Annotated in this window: 18 protein-coding genes and 1 pseudogene; 13 read left to right on the plus strand and 6 right to left on the minus strand. The window is 59.0% G+C overall.

What is annotated here, in order from left to right:
• The first annotated feature begins 126 nt into the window (after positions 1–126).
• The gene (locus DXD39_RS00835; protein WP_158565379.1) at positions 127–1677 is read left to right on the plus strand and encodes an RNA-binding domain-containing protein; all 1551 of its coding nucleotides are present in this window, start codon (positions 127–129) and stop codon (positions 1675–1677) included.
• 82 nt (positions 1678–1759) lie between these two features.
• Here DXD39_RS00835 and DXD39_RS00840 read toward each other — a convergent pair whose 3' ends face one another.
• On the minus strand, positions 1760–2257 hold the full coding sequence (locus DXD39_RS00840) for an N-acetyltransferase (RefSeq protein ID WP_117802854.1): 498 nt from the start codon (positions 2255–2257) through the stop codon (positions 1760–1762).
• 477 nt (positions 2258–2734) lie between these two features.
• On the opposite strand from DXD39_RS00840, the gene DXD39_RS00845 reads away from it, so the two are divergent.
• Positions 2735–3847: an IS110 family transposase gene (locus tag DXD39_RS00845; RefSeq protein ID WP_233541068.1), complete on the plus strand. Its 1113-nt coding sequence runs from the start codon at positions 2735–2737 to the stop codon at positions 3845–3847.
• 551 nt (positions 3848–4398) lie between these two features.
• Here DXD39_RS00845 and DXD39_RS00850 read toward each other — a convergent pair.
• The 4 genes from DXD39_RS00850 to DXD39_RS00865 all read right to left on the minus strand — a co-directional run bounded on the left by DXD39_RS00850 (position 4399) and on the right by DXD39_RS00865 (position 10668).
• Positions 4399–5430, minus strand: a complete 1032-nt coding sequence (locus DXD39_RS00850; protein WP_117802856.1) for a 3-deoxy-7-phosphoheptulonate synthase — start codon at positions 5428–5430, stop codon at positions 4399–4401.
• A 569-nt stretch (positions 5431–5999) separates the two neighbouring features.
• The gene (locus DXD39_RS00855) at positions 6000–7856 is read right to left on the minus strand and encodes an ABC transporter ATP-binding protein (RefSeq protein ID WP_117802857.1); all 1857 of its coding nucleotides are present in this window, start codon (positions 7854–7856) and stop codon (positions 6000–6002) included.
• Positions 7856–10222 (minus strand): ABC transporter ATP-binding protein, encoded by a 2367-nt coding sequence (locus DXD39_RS00860; RefSeq protein ID WP_117802858.1) that lies wholly within the window; start codon positions 10220–10222, stop codon positions 7856–7858. The genes DXD39_RS00855 and DXD39_RS00860 overlap by 1 nt, the downstream gene beginning before the upstream one ends.
• Positions 10219–10668 (minus strand): MarR family winged helix-turn-helix transcriptional regulator, encoded by a 450-nt coding sequence (locus tag DXD39_RS00865; RefSeq protein WP_089572358.1) that lies wholly within the window; start codon positions 10666–10668, stop codon positions 10219–10221. The genes DXD39_RS00860 and DXD39_RS00865 overlap by 4 nt, the downstream gene beginning before the upstream one ends.
• A 249-nt stretch (positions 10669–10917) precedes the next feature.
• On the opposite strand from DXD39_RS00865, the gene DXD39_RS00870 reads away from it, so the two are divergent.
• From DXD39_RS00870 to DXD39_RS00920, 11 genes and pseudogenes are all read left to right on the plus strand, one after another.
• The gene (locus DXD39_RS00870) at positions 10918–11667 is read left to right on the plus strand and encodes an SDR family NAD(P)-dependent oxidoreductase (RefSeq protein WP_089572357.1); all 750 of its coding nucleotides are present in this window, start codon (positions 10918–10920) and stop codon (positions 11665–11667) included.
• Positions 11668–11775: 108 nt separating this feature from the next.
• A complete protein-coding gene (locus tag DXD39_RS00875; RefSeq protein WP_117564719.1) occupies positions 11776–12789 on the plus strand; it encodes a 2-keto-3-deoxygluconate permease in 1014 nt (337 codons plus the stop codon).
• A gap of 470 nt (positions 12790–13259) precedes the next feature.
• Positions 13260–15311, plus strand: coding sequence for a formate C-acetyltransferase (pflB, locus tag DXD39_RS00880; protein WP_117758359.1), 2052 nt, complete (start codon positions 13260–13262; stop codon positions 15309–15311).
• Positions 15312–15396: 85 nt separating this feature from the next.
• On the plus strand, positions 15397–15648 hold the full coding sequence (grcA3, locus tag DXD39_RS00885) for an autonomous glycyl radical cofactor GrcA3 (protein WP_055252439.1): 252 nt from the start codon (positions 15397–15399) through the stop codon (positions 15646–15648).
• A 436-nt stretch (positions 15649–16084) separates the two neighbouring features.
• Positions 16085–16939 carry a DegV family protein gene (locus DXD39_RS00890; RefSeq protein WP_117802859.1) on the plus strand — a complete coding sequence of 285 codons (855 nt, stop codon included), beginning with the start codon at positions 16085–16087 and terminating at the stop codon, positions 16937–16939.
• 187 nt (positions 16940–17126) lie between these two features.
• Complete coding sequence (gene pflA / locus DXD39_RS00895) at positions 17127–17945, plus strand: pyruvate formate-lyase-activating protein (protein ID WP_117802860.1); 819 nt, start codon at positions 17127–17129, stop codon at positions 17943–17945.
• A 240-nt stretch (positions 17946–18185) separates the two neighbouring features.
• On the plus strand, positions 18186–18320 hold the full coding sequence (locus DXD39_RS10360) for a hypothetical protein (protein WP_255413566.1): 135 nt from the start codon (positions 18186–18188) through the stop codon (positions 18318–18320).
• A gap of 78 nt (positions 18321–18398) precedes the next feature.
• Entirely contained in the window at positions 18399–19139 is a 741-nt protein-coding gene (gene mtnN, locus DXD39_RS00900) for a 5'-methylthioadenosine/S-adenosylhomocysteine nucleosidase (protein ID WP_117802861.1), read from the plus strand.
• A 38-nt stretch (positions 19140–19177) separates the two neighbouring features.
• The gene (yihA, locus tag DXD39_RS00905) at positions 19178–19768 is read left to right on the plus strand and encodes a ribosome biogenesis GTP-binding protein YihA/YsxC (RefSeq protein ID WP_055252447.1); all 591 of its coding nucleotides are present in this window, start codon (positions 19178–19180) and stop codon (positions 19766–19768) included.
• 94 nt (positions 19769–19862) lie between these two features.
• Positions 19863–20330: pseudogene (locus DXD39_RS10285) on the plus strand (DUF3990 domain-containing protein).
• 180 nt (positions 20331–20510) lie between these two features.
• Complete coding sequence (locus tag DXD39_RS00920) at positions 20511–21209, plus strand: helix-turn-helix transcriptional regulator (protein ID WP_233541069.1); 699 nt, start codon at positions 20511–20513, stop codon at positions 21207–21209.
• Positions 21210–21491: 282 nt separating this feature from the next.
• Here the strand turns inward: DXD39_RS00920 and thrB are convergent, their stop codons facing one another.
• Positions 21492–22373 carry a homoserine kinase gene (gene thrB / locus DXD39_RS00925; protein WP_117648278.1) on the minus strand — a complete coding sequence of 294 codons (882 nt, stop codon included), beginning with the start codon at positions 22371–22373 and terminating at the stop codon, positions 21492–21494.
• Between the last annotated feature and the right edge of the window lie 127 nt (positions 22374–22500).

The following is a 22500-nucleotide window of genomic DNA, read 5'->3' on the forward strand; positions in this document are numbered from 1 at the left end:
GGCCCTTTTGCGTGCGGCGGGCAGCATTGCACGCGGGCGCTCGGGTCTAAGCGAGGGTACCAGGGGGGCCTTGCTTATCGTCGATAGTTGGTCTAGAATCGTCGATAGTCGATGATAGGGGGTAACATGCAGCTTGTTGAAAGTGAGACCGTGGAGTTCAAGTGCACATTTACCCCTAAGCTGCTCAAAGCTGTGGTGGCGTTTGCCAATTCGAATGGCGGTACCTTGTATATCGGAATCGACGATTTTGGCAGCATCGTCGGCGTGGACGATATCGATGCCACCATGCTTCAATGCTCTAATGCAATAACCGATGGCGTGTATCCCGACGTTTCTGAAATCACGACGGTCTCCGCATTGGACATCGATGGCGCAGCGTTGGTGAAAATCGAGGTGGAAGCGGGTCCTTACAAGCCGTACTGCCTGTGCTCGAAGGGATTTGTTCCGGCCGGGGTATATCGGCGCCTGGGTCCTGCCAACGTGCCCATCGAGATGGCCCAGATCCGCTCGATGATCAAGCGCACCGACGGCGATTATTTTGAGACCGGGCGCTCTCATGAACAGAGCTTGACGTTTTTTGAAGCCGAGCGGGTCTTTAGGCGTGCGGAGATTACGTTTGACCAAACCTCTCAAAAGAATCTCGGCCTTATCGATGAGCTGGGCTTTTACACCAATTTGGCACTGCTGGTCTCTGACCAAAACCCCTTTGCAGTCCGCGCTGGCCTCTTCAACGACGATGCGTATACCGAGTTTATCGACCGTCAGGATGGCGAGGGCTCGATCTTCAGGCAGATAGAGGATATCGAACGGTTCCTCAATATATCGAACGCAACGCGTATGTACTTTGTGCCGGGAAGACTCGATCGCATAGATAAGGACGACTATCCCCGCGAGGCTGTTCGAGAGGGAATTCTGAACCTGTTTATCCATCGCGACTACGAATCTTCGGTGGCGTCTCTTATCAAGATGAGCCGTACGGCGCTTGAATTTACCAATGCGGGAGGGCCGCAGCACATCAGCGTCGAGGAGGCGCTTGCGGGCGGCTCGGACGCTCGGAATCCAAAGCTGCAACTGCTCTTTTTGCGCTTGGGGATGGTTGAGGCGTTTGGAACGGGCCTCAAGGGGATCCGTGCGCTCTATGAGGCGGAAGGGTTGGAACCCGAGGTCTGCGCCTACCCTGCAATGTTTAGGTTGTCGCTGCCCAACGTCAATGCCGTGCGCAATTCCTATCTGACGCCTCGTGGCAATAGCGGTCCCAACTTGCGTGGGGATTACAGCGATTATGCGCAGCTCGAGCGGGAAGGGGCGCTGCCGCCCGATGTTTCGCAAGCGTTTGCATCCGTGCGAGCGCAGCGAGAGGGGCACGTGTCGATGAATGGCGACTGCGGCCACGAGGTGCGTGCCAAGCTCGTGGAGGAGCTTGGCTTTGATGTTGCGTGCAAGGCGTCCGCGATGCTACAGGATGTCTCGGACGAGCGACGTGGTGGATACGCTCGCACCTTGATTCGCTTTGCCCTTGAGCGGCCCCGCGGCTTTACGCGCCAGGATGCCTCGGACGTTCTGGGAACTGGGCGCGACGTGACGCTGCGGGTTATCAACGGTTTGCTTGAGGAAGGCGCACTCGTTAAAGAGGGGCGCGCTCGGGCGACGAGATATCGCGCTATCGGGCAGGTTTAGGGACGGGCGGTCCGGCCCCCTGGGTTAATCTTGGGCAAAGGCCAAGTGCCGGGTTCCCGGCTCGCCTTGATTGAAGGGGTACTTAGAGCGTGCTTCCGTACATGTAGACGATAAATCCGTCGCCGGTGTCCTGGCTGTGATCCTCCAAGATGCGCTTCATGTTGAGGTGCTCGTAGAACTGCCAGTCGGAGTTGCAGTCGCTCATCAGGAAGAATTTGGTGCACCCGGCTTTGGCGAGTTCGGCGCGCGCAAGGTCGATGAGCGTACGGCCGAGCCCCTTGCCCTGCCATTCGGGCACGATGATGATCAGGTTGAGCTGGCCCTGGGCATATTCGTTGCCCGTGGCGGCAAAGCGGTCGGCTGTTGCCTTCTCGCGGCTATCGCCAAAGAGCGAGCCTTCGAGCTTGGCATCGGCGGTCTTTGCCATCTCGGTTGCCTGGACGAACATCTCGTTGTAGCAGGGCTCCCACGTGGGATTGGTGCGTGGTTTGCCGTCTTCGAAGATGCCGATGCAGCAAGCGGCGATGATGCGGCCTTCAGCTTCGGCAACGAGCGCGATGGGGGAGCGCTGCAGCTGCATGGCGATGTTAAAGCGCGCACAGAAATCGGCGGCTTCGACGTCGCCTCAGTTGCGCAGCGTGTTGCACCACAGCTGGTTGTAGATGGCGGCGATGCCGGCCAGGTCATCGAGCGTGGCGGCACGCAGAGTTACGGTGTCAAGGCTCATGGGGGCTCCTTCCAAGTTGGGTCAGGCCACCCCTGAGCGTGACATGGCGACATCGTTGCCGCATCAACCATTCGGCAGACGAGCGCCGATACCTCGGGGACGGAGAGGTGGCAATTGGGTAGTCATTGGGGACGTTCTTAAACGACTAGTCAAACAAGAGCGTCCCCAACGACTACTTTAAGGACTGTCCCCAACTGCCGGCAGAGACGATATGAGCAGGACATAAAACATTGAGAGCCCCTGCTGCATGAAAGACCGCGGATTAGGCCGACAATGGTGAGTGTCTAATTCAGCCGCGGCGGCCACGCCGCATTCATGGAAGGGGCTCCCATGCTCGATACTACCACCTTCGTCGGCCTCGACGTCCACGCCCGCTCGATAAAGGCCGTCTCCCTCGACGTCATGACCGGGGAGGTGCGCTGCGCGACCTTCGGCTACGACGCCGGCGCCGTCGCGGAGTGGGTCCGCTCCGTGGACCCCGGGGCCAGGTGCGTGTACGAGTCCGGGGTCACGGGCTTCGACCTGCAGAAGAGGCTCTCCGGCCTGGGGGTCGACTGCGTGGTCGGCGCCGTCTCGAAGATGATCAAGCCCAGCGCGGACAGGGGCAGGAAGAACGACCGCAACGACGCCGAGTTCCTCGCCCGCATGCTGTCGGTCGGCAACGTGGTCGAGGTGTGGGTCCCCGACGACGAGTGCGAGGCCGCCCGCGACCTGACCAGGGCGCTCGAGGACGCGAGGGACGACCTCTCGCGCTCGAAGCAGCGGCTCTCCAAGTTCCTGCTCAGGCACGGGCTCGTCTTCGACGAGAGGACGCCCACCGGCCGCGGGAAGGGTAACTGGACCCGGGCGCACTGGTCCTGGATCGAGTCGATTAGGTTCGCGGAGGGGGCCGACAACGACGTGCTCGCCTACTACGTCGACGCGGTCAGGCGGGCGGCGGAGGAGAAGGCGAGGCTCGAGGGGCTCGTCGAGGCCGAGGCCCGCAAGCCCAGGTGGCGGAAGAGGGTCGACTCCCTGCGCTGCCTCAAGGGCGTAGACACCGCTTCCGCCGCCGACCTCGTGTTCGAGGCCGGCGAGTTCTCCAGGTTCAGGAACGCCCGCTCGTTCGCCGCGTGGGTCGGCCTGACGCCCTCCGAGCACTCCAGCGGGGAGAGCGACCGCAGGGGCGCGATCACCAAGGCCGGCAACAAGCACCTGAGAAAGACGCTGGTCGAGGCCGCGTGGCACTACCTGACGTGCTCGGGGCGGCCGAAGGACCTCGCCAAGGGCCAGGCCCCGGACCCAGCCGCCCGGAGGCATGCCGCCAAGGGCGTGCGGAGGCTGGTCGAGAGGCGCGGGGCCCTGCTCGCGCGCGGGGTCCACAGCAACAAGGCGAACGTCGCCACGGCGCGCGAGCTCGCCTGCTGGGTGTGGGCGGTCGGCCTCATGGCCGAGGAGACGTAGGGGGCGGTCCCCCGCACATAAGCCAGTCATCCCGGAAGCGGTTCGATCCGAAGCCGTTGAGGCGAACCTCAGGTCCCTTTTCTGCGAGCGCCCAGGGCGCCACACGCGTGCACAGACTGTCGGTTCGACGTAGAAGCCTCAGCCGTAGCAACGGATTGCCCAGCGAGAGATCGCCACGGGCGGATATTAAACTGCAAAGACGAGCGTCGGTAAGACACGCCGAGGTCGCCGCGGACGGGTTGATATAGGGAGAGGGCCTGACCCCATATCGTTGGGGCCAGGCCCGATTTTGCCTCTTGACAATGTCCTGCTCATATTAAAAGGAACGTCCCTAACTGTCACGACTACCTCAAAAGGAGCGTTCCCAAGTGCCGGCTTTGGCAACGCCGATGTCTTGGCAACGACAGCGAAAATCCGCCAGAGCGAGCAAGGTGCCTTGAAGCGAGGCGGCATTGACCTTCTGGTCATGCCGTCGAAGCTGAAAGGCAGATTGCCGCTCTGACGGGTTTGCAGCGTCGGCCGGTTACGGCGTTTGGCAAAACGCCGTAACTCTAAATACGCTCTGCGATCTCGTGGATGAGGTAGTCGGTCTTTTCCCAGCCCAGGCACGGGTCGGTGATCGACTTGCCAAAGACACCGCCATCGACCGGCTGATTGCCATCCTCCAGGTAAGACTCGATCATAAAGCCCTTGACCAGCTTGGAGATGGACTCGTTGCGGCGGCAGCTGTCGAGCACCTCCTTGCAGATGCGGTACTGCTCCAGCGGGCGCTTGCCCGAGTTGTCGTGGTTGCAGTCGATGACCGCCGCCGGGTTGGCGTAGCCGGCATGCTCGGTATAGCGCTCGGCCAGGCGCTCCAGGTGCTCGTACTGGTAGTTGGGGTAGGTGCGACCGTCGAGACCGATGTAGCCACGCATGACGGCGTGTGCGAGCGGGTTGCCGTCGCACTCAACCTCCCAGTTGCGGAAGATGAAGCTTTGATGTGCCTGGGCGGCGTAGATGGAGTTAAGCATGACGGTGGTGGAACCGGCGGTGGGGTTTTTCATGCCGACGGGCACCGAAATGCCGCTCGACACCAGGCGATGCTCCTGGTTTTCGACCGAGCGCGCGCCCACGGCAACGTAGCTCAGCAGGTCGACGAGGTACTGGTAGTTGGACGGGTAGAGCATCTCGTCGGCGGTAAAGAAACCGGTCTCCTCGATGACGCGCAGGTGCATGTGGCGAATGGCTTTAACGCCTTCGAGCAGGTCATCGGGCGCCTCGGGGTCGGGGTTGTGCAGCAGACCCTTGTAGCCGGTGCCCTTGGTGCGCGGCTTGTTGGTGTAGACACGCGGAATGATGATGAGCTTGTCCTTGACCTCTTCGGCGACCTTGGCCAGTCGGTTCATGTATTCAAGCACCGAGTCCTCGCGGTCGGCAGAGCACGGGCCGATGATGAGCACTTTGCGTGCGTCCTCGCCGGTAAAGACCTTGGCGACCTCGGCGTCGAATGCCTGCTTTTTGGCGGTAAGCTCGGCGGAAAGCGGCATTTCCTCGCGGATCTCCATGGGGATCGGCAACCTGCGCTTGAATTCCATGGCCATATGGGGCCTCCTTTATCAATTAACGGCAACAATTGGCGAATTCTCGAATGCTCGGCATTATCCGCTGTCGCACGCTAAAGTGCAAGTGAAACCTGCCGAAAAGGGACAGGTTTATTTTGGTCGGTTTTATCTGGGGAAATGTCGGCGCTCGCCGGAAGGGGAGGGCCAACGTACGGCACGCTGGAGCAAGTTGGATCTTCTGCGGCATACCCTGTGGACAAAAAATGGCAAATATGAGTACTGTTGCTAGCGTAGTATCATATCGATCTTACAAGATAATAGACACAACAGTAAATATGTTCATTAACGTTGGCACACAGAAGCATGCTACCGGGCATTTTGATCAATTTGAAGGCATGTCTAGGCCGCAATGAGGTCGTTTGGGGCAGTTTTGGCTGTTACTAAAAAGGTGACAGTACTCATATTTGCCATTTTTTGTCCACGGGGCCTTGAGGGAGGGCGTCAATCAGGTCCCAGGGGAGGCGGTTCGAGGGCCGCAGAGCAAAAACGGGGGCGCAGGCTGTCCTGCGCCCCCGTTCTCGGGCGTTATTCGTTCCCTGCGGCAGAATTTACGCCGCTTCGTCGAACTGCGAGTTGTACAGGTCGGCGTAGAAGCCGCCTTGGGCGAGCAGCTCGTCGTGTGTGCCCTTCTCGACGATGTCGCCGTCGCGAATTACCAAGATCACGTCGGCGTTGCGGATCGTGGACAGGCGGTGCGCGATGACAAAGCTCGTGCGGCCCTGCATCAGCGCATCCATGGCGCGCTGGATGAGCTCCTCGGTGCGGGTATCGACGTTGGAAGTCGCCTCGTCCAAAATCAGCGCCGGACGGTCGGCCAAAATGGCGCGGGCGATGGTCACGAGTTGGCGCTGGCCCTGTGAGAGGTTGGTGCCCTCCTCGTTGATCATAAAGTCGTAGCCGCCGGCGAGCGTATGGATAAAGTGGTCGCAGCGTGCGGCGCGTGCAGCGGCCTCGACCTCGGCGTCAGTCGCATCGGGACGTCCGTAGCGGATGTTCTCGCGGATGGTGCCGTTAAACAGCCAGGTATCCTGCAGCACCATGGCAAACTCGCCGCGCAGCGCCGCGCGATCCCAGTCGCGCACGTCGACGCCCTCGACACGCAGCGAGCCGCCGTCCACGTCGTAGAAGCGCTGCAGCAGCTTAATGAGCGTGGTCTTGCCGGCGCCGGTGGGGCCGACGATGGCGATGGTCTGACCGGGCTGCGCCTCGCAGCTAAAGTCGTGGATGATGGTCTTGTCGGTCGTGTAGCCAAACTTGACGTGGTCGAACTCAACGTGGCCGGGGCGCTTCTCGGGAATCTGGGCGTCGGCCTTCTGCTCCTCCTCGGGCGCGGCCAAGAACTCAAAGACGCGTTCGGTTGCGGCGGCCATCGACTGCATCGTGTTACTCACGTTGCCCAGTTGCTGCACCGGCTGCGTAAAGTTGCGCACGTACTGGATAAAGCTCTGGATGTCGCCGGGCGTGGCATTGCCGGTCAGCGCGAGCTGTGCGCCCACCACGACAACGCCCACGTAGCCCATGTTGCCCACCAAGCTCATAAGCGGCATCATCAGGCCCGACAGGAACTGCGAGCGCCAACCGCTCACAAACAGTCGGTCGTTTTGACGGTCGAACTCCTCGATCGAGGCCTCGGCGCGGTCGAACACCTGAATGACGTTCTGACCGGCAAAGTCCTCCTCGATAATGCCGTTGACGGTGCCCAAAACCTGCTGCTGCTCGCGGAAGTACGGCTGCGAGAAGTGAATCATCACGGTCAGGATAATCGCGGCGGCCGGCAGTGTGAGCACGGTGACGCCGGTAAGCGGCAGACTGATCGAAAGCATCATGACGAGCACACCGATAATCTGCGTAACCGACGTGATGAGCTGCGTCACGCTCTGGTTGAGTGACTGGCCGAGCGTATCGACGTCGTTGGTGATGCGGCTGAGCACGTCGCCCTTGCTGCGTCCGTTAAAGTAGCTCATCGGCACGACGGCGATCTTGGCGGCGATCTCCTTGCGCATGCGATAGCAGATCTTTTGCGTGACGCCAGTCATGAGCCAGCCTTGGATCAGGCTACAGGCAGAGCTCGCCAGGTACAGGCAGAGCAAAAAGCCGAGCGTCTTGGCGATCCAGTTAAAGTCGACATCGCCGGTACCGTTGACCTTGGCAACCAGGCCCTCGAACAGCTTGGTCGTAACCTGGCCGAGCACCTTGGGTCCCACAATGTTAAAGATGACCGAGCACACGGCAAAGGCGACGGCGGCAAACACGGCAACCTTGTGTTGACCGATATAGCCGAGCAACTGCCTCATGGTACCCTTAAAGTCCTTGGCCTTTTCGCCGCGGCCCATGCCACCCATGCGGCCCATGGGACCGCGCTGACGGGTGGGCTTGGGAATCTGAGTCTTGGTCTTGTCTGCCATTAGCGCTCGCCTCCTTCCATGACGGCTTCAATTTCTTCTTGGGTGAGCCCCAGCTCCTCGGCGGAAAGCTGCGACTGTGCGATCTCCAGGTACGCTGGGCAGCTGTGCAGCAGCTCCTCGTGCGTACCGGTGCCCACCACGTGGCCGTCGTCGAGCACGATGATCTGGTCGGCGTGCATGATGGTCGCGATGCGCTGGGCCACGACCACGAGCGCGGCGTCGGTAACGTTTTTGGCAAGCTCCTCGCGCAGGCGCGCGTCTGTTTTGTAGTCGAGGGCGCTAAACGAGTCATCGAACACCACGACCTCGGGCTTTTTGGCCAGGGCGCGGGCGATGGCCAGACGCTGGCGCTGGCCGCCCGAGACATTGGAGCCGCCCTGGCTGATGGGGGAGTCGTAGCCGCCCTCGCGCTCGGCGATAAAGTCCTCGGCCTGTGCGATGCGTGCCGCCTGGCGCATGTCATCATCGCTCACCATGTCGCCGGCAAATTTGAGGTTGCTCTCGACAGTGCCCGAGAACAGGCGACCCTGCTGCGGGATGTAACCAATGCGGCGGCGCAGCTCGGAAAGGGTCATGTCGCGCACGTCGATGCCGTCGAGCGAAATGCTGCCGCCCGTGACGTCGTACAGGCGCGGGATGAGCTGCACGAGCGTGGACTTGCCCGAGCCCGTGGAGCCAATGATGCCGAGCATCTGACCGGCGTGCGTGGTGAAGTTTACGCCGCTGATGACGTCGGCGCGGGCATCGGGATACTGGAAGCTCACGTCGCGGAAGGTGAGCTCACCGCGCGGTGCGCTGGCCACGGGCAGTTTGGGCGAGGCAGGGTCGTTGATGTTCGTGGGGCAAGTGATGACTTCTTCCACGCGCTCGGCTGCGACCTCGGCGCGGGGCAGGATGACCGAAACCATGGTGAGGATCATAAACGCCATGACGATCTGCATGGTGTAGGAGATAAACGCCATCATGTTGCCGACCTGCATCACGCCGTCGGACACGCCCTGCGCACCAAACCAGACGATAAGCACGGTGATGCAGTTCATGACGAGCATCATGAGCGGCATCATAAAGCTCATGGCGCGGTTGGTGTAGAGCTGCGTGGTCATCAGGTCGAGGGACGCCTGGTCAAAGCGCTCGAGCTCATGCTCCTCGCGGTTAAACGAGCGGATGGGCATAAGGCCGTCGAGCAGCTCGCGGGCGGTAAGGTTCACGCGGTCCACAAAGCTCTGCATCTTTTTGAACTTGGGCATGGTGAGGCCCATAAGCACGCCGACGACGGCCGAGACCGCGATGATGGCCACGGCGATGGTCCACTCCAGGCCGGTGTGGTTGGCCAGGACGCGCATGACGGCGACGATGCCCATGACGGGCGCCATGAGGCACATGCGGATAAACAGGGTTGCGGCCATCTGAATCTGCTGAATGTCGTTGGTGCAGCGGGTGATGAGCGAGGCCTGGCTAAACTTGCCCACCTCGGCCGGCGAGAAGTGCATAACCTTGTTGAAGGTCTCGCGGCGCAGGTCGCGGGCGATGGAGCAGGCGGTGCGCGAAGCCACGGCACCGGTCAGGATGGTGGCGACCAGCGACACCAGACACAGACCAAACATCGTGGTCGCCATGCGGCCCAGGTAGGCGTTCTGCACGTCGGCGGGGTCGATACCCTGTGCCTTGTACTCGTCCTGCACATAGCTCACGGCGCGTTGGGTCACGATGGAGCCCGACATGGAGCCCATTTTGTCCGCCATACCGTTGGCGCCCTCGACGAGCTTGCCTTGGTCGATTAGGCCGCCTTCAACGCCTAGACGCAGGCTCTTCATGGTGATCTTGCCGCCGTCGGCATCAATCTGCTTTTGCATATTCTGCGCCGCTGCGGCCTTTTGCTGCATCTTGGCGAGCTGGTCGGGCGTCATCGCTGCCATTTGCTCGGGCGTGGGCATGGCTTGGGCGTCGCTGTTGCCTTTCTCGCTGGACGCGCCCATCATGTCGCCCATGGAGCTGGCGTCGATGCCTTGGTTGAGCGAAAGGACGACGGTCTCGGGCAGGCTCATGATATCGGCAATCTTGCCGCCGTCGGCGCGCTCATCCTCGGTTCCCCTGTACGTGCGAATGCCGTTTTTGTCTGCCCTGCCAAACGCAGCTTCTACTGTCTTGGCGTCTTTGGCGCTCATAAAGAGTTCGAGGTCGTCGAGCGATTCGGCACGAATGGTGTCGGGCACGGGCGAGGCGATGCCGCCTTGCTGCACGCCCACGTCGACGATGTCGCTCATATAGGTAGGCAGTGCCAGATCGGCGTTACAGCTGATTACGATAAGTACGATAGCTGCGAACAGTGATGGGACATGCTTTTTAAAGAGCTTGAGAATCCTCACTTGGCATTTCTCCTTTCTTGATTGCAGTCGATAATTTCGTTGAGACGCCTTAGAAGGCGCACCATCTCTTGGGTATCTGTTTCGCCGAGCTGCTCGAGGAAGGCCGCGGTGCGCTCCTCGAATTCCCGACGTTTGATTTCGAGATTCTGGAATCCCTTGTCGGTCATCGTGACGTGTACACGACGACGGTCGGTCTTTGAGTGCTCGCGCTCGACCCAGCCCTTGGCTTCGAGAGTGCGTAAGATATTGGCGATGCGGGCACTCGAGACCCAGGCGCGATTTGCGAGTTCGCTCGGCGTGAGCGAACCGCCAGCGAGCATGAGGGCGCGCATGACAGCCATCTCGCCGCCGAGAGCTTTGTCCGCAGAGCGTGAAATGCGATGATGCATGCTGCCAAACTCAGTTAAGAGCTGACGTCCAAGCTCATGGAAATCGGTATCTTCCACCGAAAACCCCTAACACTAGAAACTATTTTCGGTGAAAGATGATACCCGCATATTCGGGCCTCATGCAGTGGGCAATATAAAGAGCGCATAAAGAGTTAAAAAATTCAATTGCTGAAGCGTTTCAAAGAACTACTATGCCCGCGGTTAGGCGAGGGGTTGTCACCACCATGACGACTGGGACTCATTTATCGCCACGTGCGATGCTCCAACTTCCCGCAAGGAGACACCTGAATCAAGGGGGTTGGAGTCATGGCATTTGACTTCACGGGCAAAACCGCGATCGTTACCGGCGGCACTCAGGGCATTGGCCTCGAGATCGCCAAGGGCATCGTCGCGGGCGGCGGACACGTCGCGCTCATCGCAAGGAACGCTGCCAAGGGCGAGGCCGCTGTGGTCGAGCTTGGCGAGGGCAACAAGTTCTATCAGCTCGATGTCGCCGATGCACCCAAGGCACGCGAGACCGTCGAGCAGATTTTTACGGACCTGCCGCAAACCAACATCCTGATCAACTGTGCTGGCGTCATCAGCACCAAGAAGTTCGACGAGATCGATGACACCGAGTGGCGTCGTACCATCGACATCAACCTCAACGGTACCTTCACTATGATGAATGCTGTGTACCCGCACTTTAAGGCGGCCCATGCCGGCACTATCGTCAACGTGAGTTCCGTTGCGGGCAAGATCGGTGGCGGCCTGCTCGGCACCGCGGCTTACGCGAGCTCCAAGGCCGGTGTTAACGGTCTAACCAAGGCAGTCGCCAAGGAAGGCGGCAAGTTTGGCGTCCGCTGCAACGCCGTGTGCCCGTCGCTCACCCTTACCGATATGACCTCGATTCTCTCTGACGAGAACTCTCAGCGCATCATCAACGGTATTCCTCTGGGCCGTGCCGCCCAGGCAAGCGAGCCCGCGCAGATGGTGCTCTTCTTTGCCTCCGACCTTGCCAGCTTCGTGAACGGCGAGATCGGTGACTGCGACGGTGGCATCGTTCTGGACGGGTAATACCCCGCGACGTTAATTCGGCGACGGCTCCTGCGACTCGGGACCGTCGCCTTCTTTCTGGCACAGGAGCGTGTGACCGCGTGTCGCACGCATCAAAAGGAGATATAAATGAGTGAATCGACTGCGGTGGAGGCGCCGGCGGCAAAGGAGCCGTTCTTTAAGATGTCCTCCATCCCGGGTGCCAATATTTTGGTGCCGCTTTTGTTGGGCTGCCTGCTCAACACGCTGTTCCCCGACCTGTTCAAAACGCTCGGCAGCTTTACGCTCGGCATGACCCAGCAGGGCGCAGGCCCGCTTGTTGGCGCTTTTTTGCTCATCGTCGGTACGACGATTTCGTTTAAGAGCGCTCCTGCCGCCGCTGCCCGCGGCGCCATCATCATCGCCGTCAAGCAGATCGTGGTCGTTGCCGTGTCGCTGCTCATCCTTTATGTGTTCAACGACAACCTGTTTGGTATCTCGGCCATGGTGATGCTGGCCGCTTGCACGGGTGCGAACAACGCTATGTACGCTGGACTGATGGGCACCATGGGCAATGAGGCCGAACGTGGTGCCGTCGCAATCACCACGCTGGTTGTCGGCCCTCCGGTCACGATGATCGTGCTCGGCGCTGCCGGTCAGGCTCCGATCGGCTGGTCGCTCGTGGGCGCCATCCTGCCGATCGTCGTCGGCATTATCCTGGGTAACCTCTTCCCCAGCTTTAAGAAGATGATGGCACCGGCACTTTCCGCCATCATCGTGCTCGTCTTCTTTGCCATGGGATCGACCATGACCTTTGGCCAGCTTATCAACGGTGGTCTTCCCGGCATCCTGCTCGGCGTGATCTGCTCGGTGGTCTTTGCAATTCCCGTCATCGCGGTCGATAAGCTCACGGGCGGTACGGGTGTCGCAGGTGCGGCCATTTCGAGCTGCGCCGGAGCCAATGTGGCCACGCCTGCTGCCATGGCAAGCGTCAACGAGGCCATGTACGGCGGCGCGGTGCTCGCGACGGCTACGGCGCAGGTCGCAGCATGTGCTATCGTGACGGCCATTTTGACCCCGCTGGTCACCAGCTGGTGCTACAAGCATTTTGAGGGCCAGGGCCACAGCAAGGCAACGACCGACAAAGCCGCCGCAGCCGCCTAATGCCAAGCGGCAATCAAAGCTAAATAACTAGCCATGCCACAGGGCGGCCCCGGGGGAAATCCCGTGGCCGCCCTGTAGTTTCTGTGGGGTCTCTGGGGCACTTTACCCTGCTAAAGCTGGCATAACAGCTAGAGCGCAGGACGTATAAAGGCAAGGGGAAATATCAAGCGATTCGGTGAACGGTAGCTGATGGTGGGAGCGTTTCCTGCGGATTTGTTAAAAACGCCCTAATGGTATAAAAAAAGAAACATATAACAGCCCTGATGAAGGGGGTGGCTATGTTATCCTTCTCAAACGGGTGAAATCTTGGGTTTTGGGTTGCAGTTCCAAGGTGGACAAACGTTTTTCCCTGTACCAATGTGTGGTGAAGAACGGAAGAAGCCGGTAGTGCAAGCCGATAATTCAAGAATTCAATAAGCAGCGGTGTGAGAGAGCGCCGCATTACACGTAACTAGGAGCGTGGTTACACAATGCAGGAGGCATGGGAAGGCTTCAAGGAAGGCATCTGGACGGGAGAGGTTGACGTCCGAGACTTCATCCAGAAGAACTACACCCCCTACGAGGGCGACGAGTCGTTCCTCGCCGGCCCGACCGAGCGTACCAAGGAGCTGTGGGGCGAGGTTCTCGACCTGCTGCTCAAGGAGCGCGAGCAGGGCGGCGTCCTCGATATGGACACCAAGACCGTCACGGGTATCGTGAGCCACCCCGCTGGCTACATCGATAACGCCCATCGCGACAAGGAGACCATCGTCGGCCTCCAGACCGACAAGCCGCTCAAGCGCGCGCTGCACGTCAACGGCGGTATCCGCATCGCTTGCCAGGCTGCCAGCCAGCACGGCTACAAGATCGACGAGAACGTTGTCGAGCGCTACACCTTCGAGCGCAAGACTCACAACGCCGGCGTCTTCGATGTCTACACCCCCGAGATGCGCGCCTGCCGCTCGGCCCACATCATCACCGGTCTGCCCGATGGCTATGGCCGCGGCCGCATCATCGGCGACTACCGTCGTGTCGCCCTGTACGGTGTCGACTACCTGATCAAGGACAAGGAGGCCCAGAAGGCTTCCACCCCGACGGTCATGACCGCCGACAACATCCGCGATCGTGAGGAGCTGCAGGAGCAGATCCGCGCCCTCGGCGAGCTCAAGATGATGGCCGAGACCTATGGTTTCGACATTTCCAACCCTGCTACCAACACGCAGGAGGCCATCCAGTGGATGTACTTCGCCTACCTCGCTTCCGTCAAGGAGCAGAACGGCGCCGCTATGTCCATCGGCCGTACCTCCACGTTCATCGACATCTACGCTGAGCGCGACCTTGCCAACGGTACCTTCACCGAGGAGCAGATCCAGGAGTTCGTGGATCACTTCATCATGAAGCTCCGCATGGTCAAGTTTGCCCGTACCCCCGAGTACCAGGCCCTGTTTACCGGCGATCCGCAGTGGGTCACCGAGTCCATCGGCGGCATGGGTGTTGACGGCCGTACGCTCGTTACCAAGATGAGCTACCGCTACCTGCACACGCTCGAGAACATGGGCACCAGCCCCGAGCCCAACATGACCGTTCTGTGGTCGACCCGTCTGCCCGAGAACTTCAAGAAGTTCTGCGCCAAGACTTCTGTCGCCAGCTCCTCGATCCAGTACGAGAACGACGACCTCATGCGCGTTTACCACGGCGACGACTACGGCATCGCCTGCTGCGTGTCCTCCATGCGCATTGGCAAGGAGATGCAGTTCTTCGGCGCCCGTGCCAACCTGGCCAAGTGCCTGCTCTACGCACTCAACGGCGGTGTTGACGAGGTCTCCAAGAAGCAGGTCGGCCCCAAGTATCGCGCCGTCGAGGGCGATACGCTCGATTACGACGACGTTGTGGCCAAGTACAACGACATGATGAAGTGGCTTGCTGGCGTGTACGTCAACTCGCTGAACATCATTCACTACATGCACGACAAGTATTGCTACGAGCGCATCCAGATGGCTCTGCACGACAAGCACGTGCATCGTTGGTTCGCTACGGGCATCGCTGGCCTTTCCGTCGTGGCTGACTCCCTGTCCGCCATCAAATACGCCAAGGTCCACCCCGTCCGCGACGAGAACGGCATCATCGTCGACTTCGAGACCGAGGGCGAGTTCCCCAAGTACGGCAACGACGACGACCGCGTCGACCAGATTGCTCACGACGTTGTGCACCAGTTCATGGAGTACATCCGCATGAACGACACCTACCGCAACTCCGTGCCCACGACCTCTGTTCTGACCATTACCTCCAACGTCGTGTACGGTAAGAAGACCGGCTCCACGCCCGACGGCCGCAAGGCTGGCCAGCCGTTCGCCCCGGGTGCTAACCCCATGCACAAGCGCGATAGCCACGGCGCCATCGCTTCGCTGTCTTCGGTTTCCAAGCTCCCGTTCCGCGATGCTCAGGACGGCATCTCCAACACCTTCTCCATCATCCCGGGTGCGCTCGGCAAGGAGGACCAGGTGTTCTTTGGCGATATCGACCTTGATCAGCTGGGCGAGTAACTATTGTTAGTGCTATACTAACAATAACGATTACTGATTAGAGCGACGGTTTCGGCCGGCGCCTATCAATCGAAGGAGACACATTATGAAGGTTTCTGAAGTTTCTGAGACTCAGGCCGATAACCTGGTCCACATGCTCGACGCTTACGCCGAGAAGGGTGGCCACCACCTGAACATCAACGTCTTCAACCGTGAGACGCTGCTCGACGCTCAGGCCCACCCCGAGAAGTACCCGCAGCTGACCATCCGCGTTTCCGGCTATGCCGTGAACTTCCACACGCTCACTAAGGAGCAGCAGGACGAGGTCATTTCGCGTACCTTCCACAACAAGTTCTAAAGGGGTTTAACTCCCGCAGGATCGCCAGGGCCGTTTGGGCTACCTCCCAAAACGTCCTCGGACATGCAAGAAGCCCTCGCTGCGCACTTCGTGCGGCGAGGGCTTCTTGCGTCCTGCGGAAAGTTTTGGGAGGTAGCCCAAACGGCCCCGGCGGGGTCCTGTGTAGTCACCCTTTAGGCGGAACTCTCCTAATGGGTTGAGCGTTCTGGATTCTTGCTTGCTACCGTTTATCGCGTATAGCTACCGTTTGCGGAATAAGTAACACTCCTTAATAAACCGTGTAGAATCTCAGATAAGCACGGAGTTTTCCAGGGAGACGCTGTCCTTTGTTGTGTGCAAGGGGCGGCGTCTCTTTGGCGCTTGGAGCCGTTGTGCAACGGTGCGGCGGCGCGTGCCATGTATTGAAAAGTCAACGTCGAGATGGGTCGTGATGATAATGGGCAAGTACGTAATCGTGGTTGAGTCTGGGTCGGATGTGACGCCGGAGCTCTGCGAGCGCTATGGCATCGTGCGCGTGCCCATGCATGTCACGATTGGTGACGAGACCGTCGATGACGGTTCCATCGATCCGCTCGAGATTTATTCGCGCTGCAACGAGTTTGGCGTCATGCCCAAGACGAGCGGCTGCGCGCCGGCAGATTTTTCTCGCGTGTATGATCGCATTCATGCTGAGCAGCCCGACGCGACCATTTTGCACCTTGCGTATTCCGAGGTTACGACCTGCTCGCATCAGTCGTCGAAGATTGCGGCAAAGGGCCGCGATTACGTCTTCTCCATGGATACGCGCTTTGTCTCGGTGGGCCAGTCGCTTATTGCCGTCGAGACCGCCAAATATATCGAGGCTCACCCCGATGCCACCGTCGACGAGATATTCGCATTCACCAATTCCGTCATGGACCGCGTGCTGCTGGGCTTTGTTCCTACCGATCTTGCCTTCCTTAAGGCAGGCGGTCGCTTGTCCAACGTCGCATTCCTCGGTGCCCATCTGCTCAAGATTAAGCCCTGCATTGAGGTGACGGGCGGCAAGTTCGTGGCGACTAAGAAGTTCCGCGGCTCTATGCTCAAGTGCGCCCGTGCCTTTATTGATCACATGGTTTCCAAGGGCGATATTGATTACTCGCACATTGGCCTGGCGTATTCGGTAGGCCTTTCCGAGGAGCTGCGCGACGACATGGAAGTCTATGCGCACGACCTGGGCTTTAAGGACGTCACCTGGACTCAGGTCGGCGGCGTCATCTCGAGCCATTGCGGCCCGACTGCCTTTGGTGCGGTGCTTACGCTTAAGGCGTAAGGCCTGGCGTCTATCGATATCTATTGCCTCGGCGGCGGGCGGGTTGCGATAACCTTTCCGCCGCTCTTGCGTGGGGCCAAATAGGACAACCCAATTGGCCGCCAAACCGTTTCACCATCATGCGTATGGGCTAGAATGGCTCTGGCATTTTAATTGGCAATAACCAAAGAGAGGCAAGGTTGCGGGAATGGCTGAGATGACGCTTGAGGGTGTGGATGCTCGTCCCGAGGACTCTGCGTTTACCCTGGGCCGCGTACATTCGATTGAAACGATGGGAACGGTCGACGGACCCGGCATCCGCTTTGTGGTGTTTGTTCAGGGCTGCCCCATGCGTTGTGCGTATTGCCACAACCCCGATACCTGGTCGGTTAACGGCGGCACCATGGTGACCGTCGAGCACCTGATGGACGAGTTCCAGAGCAACCATGAGTTTTACCGCAGCGGCGGAATTACGGTTTCGGGTGGCGAGCCGCTCCTGCAGCCCGAGTTTTTGGCCGACCTGTTCCGTGCCATGCATAACAACCCCGATGGTCGCGTGCACACCTGCCTTGATAGCTGCGGATATGCGTTTGATCCCAAGCATCCGGAGAAGTTCGATGCTGTGCTCAACGAGACCGATATGGTGCTGCTCGACATTAAACACGCCGATCCCGTCGAGCATAAAAAGTTGACCGGTTGCGATCCCGCACGCATTCTGGCGTTTGGTGATGAGCTCGCGCGTCGCAAGATCAAGGTCGTTATCCGTCACGTGGTGGTGCCGGGCATTACCGACACGGTGGAGGAGTGCGAGGCACTCGGCCGCCTGATTGCCCCGTGGCATAACGTGGTCGGCCTGGAGATGCTGCCGTATCACACGATGGGTGTTGTCAAGTACGAGCAGCTGGGCATTCCCTATAAGCTTGAGGGCGTGCCCCAGATGGATACCGCGCGCATGCCCGAGCTGCGCAACGCAGTCATGACGGGCATGAAAAAGCGCCGTGCGGAACTCAAAAACGCCATCGGCTAGCGGCACTCATTGGGGACAGACTTAAATGAGTGCCCCCGGGCACCTAGTTGATTGCTAAGGAGCCCCGTCAAGTTGCGGTGGAATAGTTCTTGTTTTTCGGCTTATGCCGCCCAAACAGGAACTATTTCACCGCAACTGCGTTTTGGGCAAAGATGCGCAACGGAATCGGTGTTTTTGCATAGAAACGTCTGTTTATTGTTTAGAGACACCTCAAACGCGACTGAATATCTTTGGAAAGAAATGCCTGCTATCGACATCGATGGTCGTACCTATGTCATGAGCGTCATGACATCGATGCCGTGGGGCGACCGCTCGAGCGAGGTTACGGCCGTGATTGCAAAGGCTCTGTTTGATATGCGAGCTGCGCTGGCTTAGCGTGTTCGTTTGGCGAGGTCAAACAAAATGCTGGTACCATACCGTGGTTGAGAATTTCGTATAGGTTTGGGGAATGGTATGGCTACCATCGCGATTATCGGTGCGCTCGAAAAAGAGATCATGCAGATTAAGGAAGAGCTGAGCGACGTTTGCGAGGCACGGGAGGCAGGCTTGACCGTTGTGAGCGGCGAGCTCGACGGCCTGACAGTCGTCGCCACAACGGCGGGCATGGGCACGGTGAACGCCGCCGCTGCAACACAGCACCTCATTAGCAAGTATGCTCCGCAGACTGTTGTGTTTTCGGGCATTGCGGGCGGTTTGAACCCCAAGCTCCATATCGACGACGTGGTCATTGGCAAACGCCTACGCTATCTGGATACCGATACCGCGCTTATCGCCGAGTCCGCACCGGGGCTTGAGGAGTTTGGTTCGACGCCCGCGCTGGTCGATATTGCCGTCGACGTGCTTGCTGAGCGTGGGTTCGTTGACGCTTCGACAAATGCAGTCGCTTCGAACGAGGGCACCAAACAGTTCCTGGTCGGCACGATTGCCACGGGTAACCGCTTTGTGACGGGCGCCGCCATGCGTAACGACGCTATCGAAGCGACGCATGCCGATTGTGTCGGCATGGAGGGCGCGGCGATTGCCCATGTCGCAACCAAAAATGGTGTCGATTGCCTGGTGTTGCGCGCTATCAGCGATAATTGTGACGAGGCGTACGATGCAATTTGCGACCGAGAGTTCGATCTGTTCGAGTACGCGCGTGTCGCAAGTAACATCACGCTCGATATCGTCCGCCGCATTGCCGCTGCGCAATAGCGCGCTCTTTTGTAAGAACCTACGACCAAGGAGTGTCCATGGCCGATTCCATTAACTACCAGCTTGCCAAGTTCGTCGCCAGCTACGGCAAGGTTTCGCAGATTCCCGAGTCCACCTGCCCCGAAGTGAGCTTTGTCGGCCGCTCCAATGTGGGCAAGTCGTCGATTATGAACAAGCTCTTTGGCCGCAAGAACCTGGTCAAGGTTTCGAGCACACCGGGCAAGACAAGCAACATCAATTTCTTCGAGGCCGACGACGTGCACTTCGTCGACCTGCCGGGCTATGGTTTCGCCCGTCGTTCTAAGGCCGAGCGCGACCGCTGGGCCGAGCTTATCGGCGACTTTTTCGACTCCGAGCGCAGCTTTAACTTGGTCGTCTCGCTGGTGGACATTCGTCACGACCCCAGCAAGCTCGATCATGACATGATCGACTACCTGCAGGGCAACGAGTTCAACTTTATCGTCTGCCTCACCAAAGCCGACAAGCTCAGCCGCACCCAGCAGGCCCGCCAGGCGGCAGCCATCAAAAAGCAGCTCAACGTCCCGGCCGAAAACGTAATCATCACAAGCTCCCAGACCGGCACCGGCATCGATGAACTCAAGCGCCGCATCGCCGAGGCCTGCCTCTAATCGGGCTGCAACCCCTCAAAAGCTCTCATCTATATCACCCCAGTGATAGTTATTGGTAAACTATCACTGGGGTGATATTTTTTAGGAGGTCGATATGGAGCTTTGGCACGGGTCGGAGGTTGTTGTCGAGCATCCATCGTTGGATAAATGCAGGCAATTCAATGACTATGGGCGCGGGTTTTATTGCACGCCACATGAGGAAATGGCAATGGAATGGGCATGCCGGACCGAGTCTGATGGCATTGCCAATCGATATGAGCTTGATTTAGATGGCCTTGCGATTTTGGATTTGGAATCAGGTGAGTTCTCGATTCTCAACTAGCTTGCAATTCTGGCGAATAACAGAGAGTTCAATGTTTCAACGCCAGTAGCACGCGAGGGGCTTCGTTATCTGCTGGATAACTGCCTGATTGATATTTCTCCCTATGACGTTATTCGAGGCTATCGTGCAGACGATTCCTATTTCTCGTTTGCAAGACAGTTTGTCAACGGCATGATCTCGCTCAGGCAATTGCAGCGCATTATGTTTTTGGGGATTTGGGCATTCAATATGCGCTCATGAGTGAGCGTGCGTTCTCGGCGATTAAGTTCCGCGATTGGAAGCAGGCCTCGGGAGCTGAGTTTTATCCCAAACGATTTGAGCGAGAACAGAACGCTCGACGAAAGTACCTGGATACGGTAAACGGATTTGACTCTGATGGTGTCGACATTAGGGATTTGATGGCAGGGAGGGTTGATTTAAATGATCCAAGAGTTAACGGATCGTGGGCCGAGTAGGACATACCCCGTCTACTACCTTGAGGATGCAATGAACAACCTCGGCGACTGCTTTGACTATGCCGTTAACGATTATGGGGCAGAAGGATCGGAAGTTGCTGAACTCTTTTGCCTGAGCGGCGTAGCCCGCGAGTTCGAACGCGGCAACGCATGGGTCGTATCGGGAAAATCGGGCGTTGAGCTGTTTGCGCTCATTGCCGAAAGGTTCGGCTATCAATCAAGGCCGATGCCAAATCGAACCTACCGATTCGAAAAGACACCGGAATATTGGACAGGCTGGATATTGGCATACCTTCAGTGGCGCCTAGGAGAGTCTTTCGAAGATTTGCTGCATGTCGTTCCATTCGATGTGCTACGCAGTCTGTACTACCCCTGGCACGAAGCCTCAGAGGAACGTGTGGCGCGTCTTATTTGCGATATGGCGAAGAAAACACCTCGTCAAACTAAACTGGCGCAAGCAAGAAAGAGGCTCAAGAAAACCCAACAAGACCTGGCATACGAATCGGGCGTATCACTCCGCTCAATCCAAATGTACGAGCAGCGCCAGAGAAACATCAATGAAGCTTCGGTTACAAGCGTAAGAGCCATAGCAAAAGCCCTCCACTGCAACATCGAAGACCTCCTAGAACCAGTCTTCGAATACAAAGAAACCAGCGCCGCCTAAACCAAGCACACAGCCGATGCCCGCCTCTAGGAAGTGCTCCAGCCTAGCAAGAGCCCCTACCAATAAAAAGCAACTATCAGCCCGGCGACTTTCCAGAGCGTAGGTTCCTGTAGCCGCCGCCAGCGAAGTTAACGTAGGGGAGGCCAGGGGCTTTGCCCCCAAATCTTTCCGCAGGACGGCAGGACCCCCGCCGCACGAAGTGCGCAGCGGGGGTCCTGCCATGTCCGAGGACGATTTGGGGGCAAAGCCCCTGGCCTCCCCGGCGGGTATAAGGTACGGCGACTACAGGTATTCGATCTGGGCGCCTTCCGTGTCGCACGTCAGAATGTGCGTGTCGCATTTGGGGAACTGCTCGCGCAGCTTGACCTGCAGGAACTTGGCTACGATAGTGTCATCGGTTACAGCCATAAGGGTCGAGCCGGAGCCACTGATCCAGATGGTCTTGGCGCCGCCATTAAGGCAGGTGTCGCGCACAGCGTTGTAATCGGGAATCAGGCGGCGGCGATAGGGCTCCTGGATGCGGTCGTCGTTGGCGGCGGCAATCAGGTCAAGGTCGCCGGTCTCCAGGCCGCGCGTCATGCCGGCGATGCGGCCCATTTGCCATACGGCGGTGGAGAGTGGAATCTCCTGCGGCACAACCTTGCGCGCCTCGCTCGTATGCACCTCGTAGGGCGGAATCACGGTAATAAAACGCAAGCGATCGCTCACCTCGTAGCGCAGGCACTGGGGGAGCGAATCAGTCGGCGTAAAGGAGCAAACGGCACCGCCCAGGATGGCAGGGGCGACGTTATCGGGATGGCCCTCGACCTCGGTGGCAATGCGGACGAGCTCGGCACGGTCGACGGTGTGGCCCGTCAGCGCGGCGGCCGCCATGATGCCAGCGACGACGCAGGTGGAGCTGGAACCCAAGCCGCGAGCGACGGGCACGTCGGTCTGGATGTCGATGGCAACGGGGAAGGCCTGCTCGCCCCAGGCGGCCAGAGCATCGACAAAGCTCACATAGACCAGGTTGTTCTCGTTTTGGAACTCCTCGGGGCAGCCCGTGATGGTGAGCTTGTCGGTACGCTCGAAGGTGAAGTGCGAGTAGAGGCTGACGGCCATGCCGAGGGTGTCGTAGCCGATGCCTAGGTTGGCGCTGGTTGCTGGGACGGTGATTTTGATCATGTGGGTCCTCCTGGGCGGGTCTGGCCGTTTAGTTCGCTGCTCGGGCAGTCCTGGCTCGCTCGGAAAGCACATTAAGTGCTTTCCGGCTCGTGCGGAACTCGCGACGAACTAAACGGCCAGACCCGCT

Origin of the sequence: Collinsella sp. TM04-29 (assembly GCF_003466565.1) — a bacterium.
In the GTDB taxonomy this organism is placed as follows: domain Bacteria; phylum Actinomycetota; class Coriobacteriia; order Coriobacteriales; family Coriobacteriaceae; genus Collinsella.